General features: G+C 44.9%; 2 protein-coding genes. Both read right to left on the reverse strand.

All coding sequences use genetic code 11. From position 1 onward, the window contains the following. Positions 1 to 103: 103 nt before the first annotated feature. A complete protein-coding gene (locus ACH2DQ_RS26965; protein ID WP_394911442.1) occupies positions 104 to 2,392 on the reverse strand; it encodes a sialidase domain-containing protein in 2,289 nt (762 codons plus the stop codon). A 3-nt stretch (positions 2,393 to 2,395) separates the two neighbouring features. Then, positions 2,396 to 2,786: Gfo/Idh/MocA family oxidoreductase (locus ACH2DQ_RS26970; protein ID WP_395028682.1), on the reverse strand; the 391-nt coding region annotated here is incomplete at its 5' end.

A 2,786-nucleotide genomic window follows, 5' to 3' on the forward strand; every position in this document is an offset into this window, starting at 1 on the left:
TTTATATTTTTCTAATTTGCACATTGCCATGTTCCTCCTTACTGTTTACTTGTTACTGCCCACAGGCTTGCCTGCAGACAGTTTGTGTTATTCTCTCTGGCCATTAATTTCCCGAAGATTGCCCCGTCAGCTCACTGATTGAATATTTCTCATACTTCAGTATATCTTTCAGATGTAATTCATTCCGTGACCAGGAATCATACTTTTCATACAATAAACCTATTTGACCGTCAGGCAACTCTGTCAGGCAGGAATAGGAATATCCCATTTGAGGCGCATCTACCGCATAGGAGTACTTCCACTCTACCGAATACTTATCTATTCCGATATTTCCTGTATCATTGACAAGCCCAATCCATATTTTCCCGTTCTTACGTCCATTTGTGGCATTTGGCGAAGATAAGATGATTGCCGGCTTCCCGTCTATAGGCTGTGAATAATTAATGACTGATAGCTGTGTCCCATAAGAGGTGGTGCTGATTCCCGGCAGCGGTACTCTGTCGCTCCATGTCTCTCCTCCGTCAATGCTGGTAACTTCGGCAATATAGTTGGAACCTGTTCGCAGATACGTCTTAAGTGAACCATCCGGCATCTCGACAATCTGCGCTTCGGCTGTCGCGCCGCCTGTACGGTTATCCGCCTCCACATAGGTCCAGTTGTCCCCGTGGTCGTCACTGTACATAAACCCAAGCTCTGCTGAAGACTTAGAATATAAAGGCACAAGCAGCCTTCCCGCATTCTCACCTGTAGATATCTGTTTTCCGATACCTGGGCCCACTACCAGGAATTTGGAGACTTCCGGCTTAAAGCTGCTGACAATATCTAAATCTGACCAGCTTGCCCCTTCATCGTCAGAATATCTCATTGCCAGATAGTTGGTCGGGAATGCTTTGAATACAGAATCTTTATAAAATATGTTCATGTTTACATCAACATCTGTCTTGCTTTCAATTAAATTCGTCCCGCTAAAATTGTAATCATACTGCTTACAGGTCAGGTTCGTATCATTCTGGTAAAGATTATATTCTCCATCTACCCGAAACTCTGTTGGCTGGTCGGTAACATCATTGTATATTACTCCTTTTTCGCGGATCGTGTAGTCATATGCGCTGCCTGCATCCTCATGCCATCTGAGTTTTAGATACTTTTTGCCATTCACTTCTTTAAAGCCAGAGCCTACAGAAGCGTTGGAGCTTCCGATACCCGCGGGCATCAGATCTGCAAACAGGAAAATTCTTTTAGTAACCTTATCCTCCAGCAATACCGGATCTATATAAGATGCACTTCCCTGGATCTGCACATTTTTCCCTACAGAGTCTCTTGGCCAGTCTATATTTTTAGCTATGTAATCGTCAAACTTAAACGGCAGTGTCGGCTCAGACCATGTATTTCCGCCATCAGTGCTTTTGGCAAAAGCAATATTTATCTTACTTTTTGAATCGTGGGTGCCGCCATACCTTGCATCAGCAGCAGTGATAACGGTACCTGTGCTTAAAGTCAGCAATGACGGTATTCGGAAGTAATTTGATTCAGTGGCATCCCCGGCATAGAATATATTCTCACCATATGTGGTCACTCCTGTTGCCTGGATCAATTCTTCGTCGGACAGTGCATTACTATATACCTTAACGTCACCAATCGTTCCCCCGAACGGATATGCAATCTGCCCCTGCCTCTTCGTGCCGCCTAATGTAACGTTATCTACACCTGTAATGTCACTGATAAACTTAAACGCGTCTTTATCCAGTGTTACGAGAAGCTCGCCATTTGCAAATAATTTGTACTGTTTATTTGCCGCATCGGCTTTTAATGCAACCGTATTGAATACCCGTTCTCCTTTATACAGAGCACGCACTGACGCCGGTCTGTCCAATGTATATTTGAAGACACCGTCCGTGTTTCTAAGTTCTATGCCTACGCCGCCAGAGTTTGTTATATAGATATGGAAATGCCTGTCCTGATTGCCCTTGGTACTGTTCCCTACGCTGAACAGAGACTGGATTCCATTTTCACTTGTTGATTTATAGGATAGGATTATTGTACCCTGGGTCATTGCCTTTACATATTCGGCGCCAGCCTCCTGGTCCAGACTGTATCCCTGCCCTTCGGCTATATCAACATTGCTCTTTTCCAACAGAATGCCTTCCGGGATTTTTGCGCTGCCCTCTTCGGCTGTCTCCCCCCCTTCAACAGTGATAGCAGTTGCTTCATCTGCCTGTGCTTCGTCTGTAGCAACTGTTTCCTGACCGTCATCTATAACGGCTATCTCCTCTGTTCCTTGCGTTACCTGTCGCTGTTCCTGATTTTCTTCCGTCGCACATACAGCTAAAGGTGTAACCATGACTGCTGATGCCAGTGCGATTGCCATTGCTTTCTTCCCAAATCTTCCCATAACTTACTCCTCCTGATATTTATTCTTCTCTGATACGATTGAGCCCTCTACTATTTCAACAAGTTTCACTTTGCGGTCCTCAAGCCTTGATTTTGTGCAGGCATCCGCAGTTGCAATAGCTGCCTTTGCCGCCTCCCCGGTAAGCAGCGGCCTGAATTCATCATCCGCTGATTCTCCATGCATAATTCCATTGAAATACCTCATCTCATTTTTCATAATGCTATGAAGCCACATCGGCGGTTTTTTGCCCGGCTTCCCATACATAATCGCACCATCCATCTCTGTTCCATGATAGATTCTTGTGCGGTCATCATCTTCCTCCTGAGATTCATGTACCTGGAAATGCTCCTCTTTTCCATCTATTTTCAGAATACCGCCGCATTCGCACATGTCA

The organism is Robinsoniella sp., assembly GCF_034124845.1.

What these genes read in the sequence shown, in the direction of transcription:
- ACH2DQ_RS26965 (WP_394911442.1), bottom strand. Translation starts at nt 2,392, where the DNA reads ATGGGAAGATTTGGGAAGAAAGCAATGGCAATCGCACTGGCATCAGCA.